The sequence below is a fragment of the Geojedonia litorea genome, assembly GCF_042654525.1.
Classification (GTDB): domain Bacteria; phylum Bacteroidota; class Bacteroidia; order Flavobacteriales; family Flavobacteriaceae; genus Geojedonia; species Geojedonia litorea.
This window is the reverse complement of record NZ_JBHSGP010000004.1, coordinates 399,025-408,140: the sequence shown is the minus strand read 5'-3', so window position 1 is coordinate 408,140 and position 9,116 is coordinate 399,025. Positions and strand designations below refer to the sequence as shown.

General features: G+C 40.3%; 1 protein-coding gene and 1 pseudogene. Both read left to right on the top strand.

The features are described from left to right. Nucleotides 1-88: pseudogene (locus tag ACFO5O_RS01975) on the top strand (HYR domain-containing protein); the annotation flags it as partial. 3 nt (nucleotides 89-91) lie between these two features. Next, entirely contained in the window at nucleotides 92-9,016 is an 8,925-nt protein-coding gene (locus ACFO5O_RS01970) for a LamG-like jellyroll fold domain-containing protein (protein ID WP_387960432.1), read from the top strand. Nucleotides 9,017-9,116: the final 100 nt, after the last annotated feature.

Sequence of the window (9,116 nt, the reverse complement as noted above, 5' to 3'; positions counted from 1 at the left end):
TAATCCGGGTGCAACATTCCCTATTGGAACTACAACAGTAACGTATACCGCTGTAGATGCCGCTGGAAACTCCGTACAGTGTTCTTTTGACGTGACCATTACTGATGATGACAATCCGGTAATCTCTTGCCCTAGCAATATTACTGTAACAAATACCCCATCAACCTGTAGCGTTGTTGTTAATTATACAACGCCAACAGGTACAGATAACTGTTCGGGAGCTAATACCGTACAAACTGCAGGTTTACCTTCTGGTAGCGCATTTCCTGTGGGAACTACTACAAATACCTTTGTAGTAACTGATGCGGCTGGAAACAGTGCCCAATGTAGTTTTGACGTCACCGTAATTGATGCTGCAGCAAGTGCTACGGTAAGTATTACAGCTTCACCATCAACTACCATTTGTCAAGGCACTTCGGTGACTTTCACCCCTACACCTTCTAACGGTGGAACTTATGAGTGGTTTGTGAATAATGTAAGCCAAGGTGTTAGTCCAACCTTTACAAGTACAACTTTAAACAACGCCGATGCCGTAAGAGCAGTCATGACCTCTAACCTGTCAGCATGTAATACAACAGTAAACAGTAATGTGGTAAACATGACGGTTAATGCCAGTCGACCTGTTTCTTTTACAATTAATGGACCAAGCACCATATGTGCAGGTGAATCGGCAACTTTTACCCCTAGTGGCATTACGAATGGTGGTACAAACCCTACCTATCAATGGAAAATTAATGGAGCCAATGCCACCACCACGCAAAATTTTACTACAACCACTTTGAATAATGGTGATGTCGTAACTTTAGAAGTAACCTCTTATGTGCAGTGTGCTAGTCCTGTGCCAGCCACGAGTTCAAATAGCATTTCTGTCAATGTAAACGCTTTGCCAACTTTATCAACATCTAATGGTTCTGTTTGTGCGAATAGCCAAAGCTCCATAGATCTAAATACTTTAGTGAGCACGAATGGAACTACGGTAACGTTTCATATGACTCAAGCTAATGCCAACAATGATACAGGTGCCATTTCGGCCACTGTGAGTCCTACAAGTGCAACCACTTATTATGTAAGAAGTGAATTTGGAACTGGATGCTATGTGACTGATACAATTAACATCACTATCGATCCTCTTCCTACGGTCAACGCGGGTGCCGATCAAAGTATATGTGTTGGTGATTCTTTTAATTTAAGTACAATTGCTAGTGGTAGTGGAGCCTTAACCTATTACACTAGTCAAACGAACGCCAATAATGCCACGAATGCAATTAGCCCGAATGTTTCGCCTTCAAGTACAACACCCTATTTTATAAGAAGTGAGAATGCAGGAACCGGCTGTTATGCAACCGATTCGGTAATCATTAATGTCAATCCCATATTAACACCATCAGTAAGTATTAGTGCTTCAGCAAGTTCTATTTGCTCTGGCACGAATGTGACATTTACTGCCACACCAACTAATGGAGGAACTTCTCCTGTATATACTTGGTATGTAAATGGAGTAAGTGCAGGCAACGGATCAACCTATTCAAGTACAAGCTTAAGCAATAATGCTTCTATCTATGTTCAAATGGCCACAAGTGAGCCATGTAATAATAATGCTTTGGTTACGAGTAATACTATAAACATGACTGTTTATACCACACCTGCAATACCAGGAACAATAAGTGGCCCAATTGGTGTTTGCCCGCCTTCATATGGCCTAGTTTATTCGGTACCAGCAGATCCAAATATCCAATCTTACAATTGGACACTACCATCTGGCTTTAATATCACATCAGGAGCAGGTACCAATCAGATTACAGTTGATTATGTAAGTAATCTGATTCAAAACAATGTGCCCATTAGAGTGACTGCCACCAATTTATGTGGGACCAGCGCCTATAGAGAATTATTAGTGAGCACCGATACCTTTTTATATGTGAATGCGGGACCAGACCAAAACATTTGTCCTGGAACTACACAAGTACAATTAGCTGGACAAATAGGCGGCGTTATTAGACGGAAAAATCAATGGGATTGGTCGTCAAATGTTTCTGGAGGTAGCTTCACAGATCCAGATGACGTAAATTCCATCTATATTCTACCTTCAGGCGTTACCCCTGGCACCACTATTACCATTACGATATTTAGTACTACTAATACAAATAACACTTGCTCGGGAGCTGTTTCGGATACAATGACTATTCATGTCTTACCAAATCCAACAGCAAGTATCAGCGGCACTAACACAATCTGTGAAGGAAGTTCCTCTAACATAACGTTTACAGCAACGCCAAACACCACTGTAACTTATCAAGTAAGTCCAGGTTCTAATCAAACAATAGACGTTGGGGCTTCAGGAACTGCAACCCTATCGGCATCTCCGGCAACCACATCAACCTATACATTGTTGAGCGTTGGTTATACAGCAAGCCCGGCCTGTAGTCAAGGTGCTTCAGGCAGTGCAACCATAACAGTGAATCCGCAAGCGACGGTTAATGCTGGTCCTGACTTTAGTATTTGTGAAGGACAAACGGCAACGATGGCGGCGACTTTAGGTGGAAGTGCCACATCAGGTACGTGGTCATCAAGTTCTGGAGGTAGTTTTAGTAATAATTCAACTACAGCAATTTACACTCCGAATGCCACAGACATAGCTAATGGCACTGTAACGCTAACGTATACAACTAACGACCCAACAGGTCCATGTCCTTCGGTGAGTGACTCTATGATATTGAGTATAAACCAAGCCCCAACTATTAATGCTGGACCAGATATCACAATTTGTGAAGGGTCTACGGCCACTATGGCGGCCTCTTTTGGTGGCAGTGCGACCTCTGCAAGCTGGTCTTCAAGTGGTGGTGGTAGTTTTAGCAATAATTCACCTACGGCGGTGTACACGCCAAATGCTACTGATATTAGTAATGGTAGTGTCACTTTAACTTACACCACTAATAATCCATCGGGAGTTTGTTCAGCTGTAAGTGATATTATGATTTTAACAATAAATGAAGCAGCTTTTATTGATGCTGGTCCAAATCAAATTATTTGTTCGAATGAAACAGCTACTATGGCGGCAAGCTTAAATGGAAGCGCAACCTCTGGCACTTGGTCTTCAAGTGGTACTGGAAGTTTTAATTCTAATTCAATTAATGCCATCTATACCCCTAGTGCCAATGATATTAGTAATGGTTCGGTAACCTTAACCTATCTTTCTAATGATCCCGCTGGCATATGTCCTGCGGTAAGTGATACAATGATATTAACCATAAGAGATCAAATCATTATTTATACAGAGCCCGAAAATGTGGGTGTTTGTGAAAATAACGCCGCTAGTTTAAGTGTGGTTGCTGCCGGTGATGATTTATCATACCAATGGTATTTTAATGGAGGTAGTGGTTATGTGCCCACTGGAGGCAATTCTAATATTTTAAATTTCCCTTCTGTAGCACTTGCAAATGCTGGGTCTTATTATGTAGTCATTAGTAATAGCGCTGGAGATTGTGCTTCAGTCACCTCTCAAACCGTGACATTAAATGTGAATGAAAACATCTCTATTGATGTGAATTCGCAACCAGATGACGGGGTTAGATGCGAAAATGATAGTTATACCTTTACGGTTGATGCCAATGGAACCATAGATTCATGGCAATGGTATAAGGTGAGTTCTCCTAGCCATATTGCTATTTCTGGTGCAAATGGTACTGGAAGTACAGCAACGCTAGATTTAACAAACCTTGTCCCTAGTGATTCTGGCAACTACTATGTCGTGTTCTCTGGACCACCCATTGGAAATTGTGGCAGCGTGAGTTCATTAACGGCTAACTTAACAGTTCACCCATTACCCACAATAAATGCAGGTGCTGACCAAACCATTTGTTCGAATGATACCGCAACTATGAATGCTACTATAGGTGGTAGTGCTTCAACCGGAACTTGGACCTCATCAGGTACAGGAAGTTTCAATAATGCTTCTACCACAGCAGTTTACACACCAAGTAATACAGATATCAGTAATGGAACTGTTACATTAACCTACACGACAACTAATGCAACCAATCCTTGTGGCAATGTAAGTGACTCCATGATACTATCTATTGACCCATTACCAACAGCAACCATTAGTTATTTAAGTGCAGCCTATTGCGAATCGGATGTAGCGACTTATGCTGTAAATTTAACACAGAATAATGGATCGGCTGGAACCTACTCCTACGTGGTTAATACAGGAGGACCAACCTTAAACTTAAATACGTCTACGGGATTAATCACACCGAATGGGAGTTCTGTAGGCACCTATACAATTTCGTATACTATTCCTGCTTCTACGGTATGTAATGCAGTAGTAGCTACTTATAATGTTGAAATAGAAGCCGAGCCAAATGCTACTTTTAGTTATGCATCAGCTCAATACTGTGAGAACGGTACAGATCCAACCCCAACAAAAACACAAAATGGTGGTACATTTAGCTCTAGTCCAGGCGGGCTAGTGATTAATTCTTCAACTGGAACAATTGATTTAGACGCAAGTACTGTTGGAACCTACACCGTATATTATACTTTTGGAGCAGTAACTAATGGCTGTGGTCAAGTACAAGCATCTCAAAGTGTCACCATTGTACCAGATTTAGCAGATGCGTTATTAGATGGATTTGCATACGATCAAACAACCCCTCCAACACCTGGTCCAATAAGTAGCCAGATTTTAGCCTGTCATGAAGGCGATGGCAGATTGACTTTACATATAGACCCAAGCTATACACCCTATATACAAGAATGGCAATATAATAACGGCTCTGGTTTTATGACAGCTCCAAGTGATGGAGATCCCGACAATAACATCCTAACCTATGATTTTACCGGTCTTATTGGCGTAACTAGCTATCGTGTTGTTTTCAATTCTGCTACAACTTGTGGTAATGCAGGCTATTCGTCTGTGGCCTATGTAAGTGTAATTCCTCCAGATTTAAAGCCTGAACCTGTTGATGCCTCCCCTACAGAGTTCTGTTATGGTGATACCACAACAATGACGGCGTCAGTAAATTATGGGGCAGAACAATTAAATTCAGGTGGACTCTTTCAAACTGGACAAATTAATACACAGGACCCTGACAGCTGGCTTGTAGATGGAAATGTAAGAGGCTTAAGTGCCGCTGGTAACAATGGTAAAAACAATAACTGGTCAGGGACCAATCCTCATCCACTCACAGTGGCCGGGATAGGCCCTATCAGCTGGAATTCAGGTGAACCCAAATACGCTATCGCTGGTGGTGTTTTAAATCAAAACCAACAAAATGATCCTTATTATTATGAAGGCGGCGTGGCCATGACCACCTTAACAACACCAATTTTCAGTTTAATGACCTTACAGGATGCAATATTTACTTTTGATGAGGCTTTTATATTGTCAGGACCTACTACATGTACTGGACCTTCAGGAAGTTCGGTTAACTATCCTGCAGGACAGGCGATTATCCAAGTTTCAACTAATGGTGGTTCAAGCTGGACTAACATCCCAGACGATCAAGTTACAGATACTTCATGGAGAACTGGAGGTGTAGTGACTGGAACTTCTTCACCAGCCGTAAACTCTGGAAATTTGACACAGTTTAATCTTAACACAACAACAGTTGATTTAAGCTCCTATTTTGGGAATACTCAAATGAGAATTCGTTTTGTGTTAATTCGTAACTGCGAAAGTGTGTGGGCACTCGATAATATTGAGCTACCAACAGGTCCTGCAAATAGCACCATAGAATGGACTGATCAGTTTGGAGTTTATATTTCAAACGATAATACAATTGTGCATCAACCAATAACTCCTGGTTATCAAATTTATACGGTTACTACCTATATTAATGGCTGTAGAAGTTTAGCCCCTGAAGGCTCTGAAGACGTCCCACTTACTGTAGATTTCGCTTTTGCCGGAGTCGATCAAACCGCTGTAGGTTGTGGTAATGCAGCGCAATTACATGCCTATGATAATACCAAAAAATCAAGACGTAATTATGTTGAACTTTTAGCCTCTGGTAATTGGGTAAATGGTCTATACACCATACCTTCGGGCCCTGCGTTTGACTACGATGGCACGGGAGCTTTAGGTGAATGGTCTATAACATCTGGGCCAAGTGTTGTTGGAATTAATTGGGCAACCGAAGACCCCGCAGACTACTTTTTCCCTAGTGTTACAGATCCTAGAGCAGAATTTGTGGGACCAGGTGGACAATACGAATTAACCTGGACAGTACATGGTTCAGGCGGTGATTGTTCAGATAGTGTCATTATAAACCTTGCCAATTGTCCTTCATTAGATTTTGATGGCTATGATGATAATGTCACCTTTAGAAATGATTATGATTTAGACGCTGGACCATTTAGTATTGAGATTTGGGTAAAACCAGACCCAACCACTGAAGCAGGAAATCCTAATAATTATATACAAACCATCTTATCAAAAAGAGATGGGGTCAACTTAACAACGGGTTATGATTTAAGACTTGTTGAGAACAAAATTTCATTCAATTGGAATAATGGTGGCTCGTTAACACATACTAATACCATTAGCACCAATAGATGGTATCACGTTGCGGTAACTTTTAATGGCAGCAATACCTATAAAATGTATATCGATGGAATTCTATTAGGCACCAACACTAATGGCGCAGTGCCTCTAGCAAATAATTTTGAATGCATCATGGGGGCTATGGATAGAAGTGCTGCGGGTGGCAACCCTGCCCCAATCAATTATTATTCTGGTTGGTTGGACGAATTGAGAATTTGGAATAGAGAGCTGTCTATTGAGCAGATTCGACATATGATGAATCAGGAAATTATTAATAATGGAGGTAATGTACGTGGTGCTATTATCCCTATAGATATCCCTGGTCCTCCGTCGGCTTTAGTCTGGGCTGATTTGGATGGTTATTATAGAATGAACCAAGCTACTGATGTTGCTAATGGTTATTTATTAGCCAATGCAGGTACCAGAAATGGGCAAATGCGAAACATTACCACTTGGCAATTAGAGAACTCTCCACTACCCTACGAAACTGATAATGCTGGTAATTGGTATAATACGGCCTCTGACGCCAGCTCTCCATGGCTATGGGGGCACTCGGTTTGGGATTACCCTAACGCCATAGGTATTGATGGCAATACGCGTATTGATTGGAATATCGTAAAAACGACTCATAATGTAGATTCTGATTTAACTTCTGCAAACCCGAGAGATGTTACAGTTCTTGGCTTATTGGTTGATGCTTCAAGCAAATTAACAATTACCGCTCAAGGGACTCAAGATGAAAACAATATAGGTCACGGCTTATGGGTTACCCATTATTTAGAATTAAATGGGATAATAGATCTAGTAGGAGAATCACAATTAGTTCAAAAACGCTATTCAGGCACACAAGTGAACGAAAGTATGCTCAACCCAGCTAGTGGAGGATACCTTGAACGAGATCAACAAGGCACAACCAACTTATTTAATTATAATTATTTTAGTTCGTTTGTGAACCCTGTAAATACTTCTGCTAATAATTTGCCTTATAACGTTGCAGCTGTGTTATTAGATGGTACAGTTGCTGCGGCACCAATTGCCCTTAATTGGACAAGCAGTTATAATGCTATAGGTTCAGGAAATCCTAAAATTATTAGCAGACGATGGATCTGGGCTTATGAAAATTATGTAGCAAATACTTATGCCAATTGGAGTTACAAACAAGAAACAGGAACCATCGCAGCGGGATTAGGATTTACCATGAAAGGTAGTGGTGCTACAACAGCTAATGGTTTACAAAACTATGTATTTAGAGGTAAACCAAATAATGCAACTATTAGTACTCCTGTTATATCTGGCAATGATGCCTTGGTGGGTAACCCGTATTCATCGTCAATAGATGCAAATCAATTTATAAATGATAACGGTCCTAGTGGTACTAATAGTATTGCGGGTGCATTATACTTCTGGGAGCATTACCCTAGTAACAATACCCATATCTTAAGGGATTATTTAGGCGGCTATGCTGTATATAACCTCTCTGGCGGCTTACCTGCGGTAACACCTCCGCCAACCACAGACGGTATAATTATTATTGGAGGCGCAGGTACTAAAACACCAGGACGATATGTACCTGTGGCCCAAGGATTCTTTGTAACTGCTACAACGACACCTTATGGTACTGGCACAGGTGGCCTTGTTACCTTTAATAATGGCCAAAGAGTTTTCCAAAGAGAAACTAATAATAATGCCTCGAGTGGTTCAACCTTCATAAGGTCGAATGGTGGCACAGGTAAATCCAAAGCTAAAGGAAATACCAGCAGCAGATCTAGTAATGATGACATCAAACGTGTGAGAATCACATTTAAAAGCCCAGAAGGTGCAATCAGACCGCTCTTATTAGGATTTGTTCCTGGTGGATTAGCCACAGACGATTATGATTATGGATATGATGCACTTAATTTTGAAAACTTCCCCAACGATTTAAACTGGATCATCAATGGTGATCGTTATGTGATACAAGGTGTAGGAGAGTTTGATAAGGCTAAACAATATCCTTTAGGCATGTTCTTAAATTCTAGTGGGATCATTGAAATAGAATTGACCGGACTTGAAAACTTTGCTGAAGTTATTGATGTGTTTATTTATGATGCCTTATTGGGGACTTATACAAAAATAAACGATGTTAATTATCAAATAAGTTTAGAAGCCAATGATTACCTTAATAGATTCTATATTGCATTCCAAGATAATAGTGGCACACTTTCAATTGAAGATGAAGAATCACAAAACATTCTTGTGAGCTATTTAAATAACAATGATGAGATTTATGTGAAGACTATTAACAGTGTAGACGTTAGACAAATCTACTTGATAAATATGTTGGGGCAAACGGTAAAGTCATGGAACATGACCAATTTACCTATGGCTAATAATGAAATCAGAATTCCTGTTTCAAAAATCTCTGAAGGTAATTACATCCTTAAAGTAGAAACTAGTCGTGCCACGGTTAACAAAAAGGTAATTATTAAATTTTAAATGAGTTCTTAAGTTCATATTTTAAAAAAAAGCAGCTTTAAAAGCTGCTTTTTTTATGCCAAATCTTCAAATTTCTTAACAAATTATGTATTTCATCGAA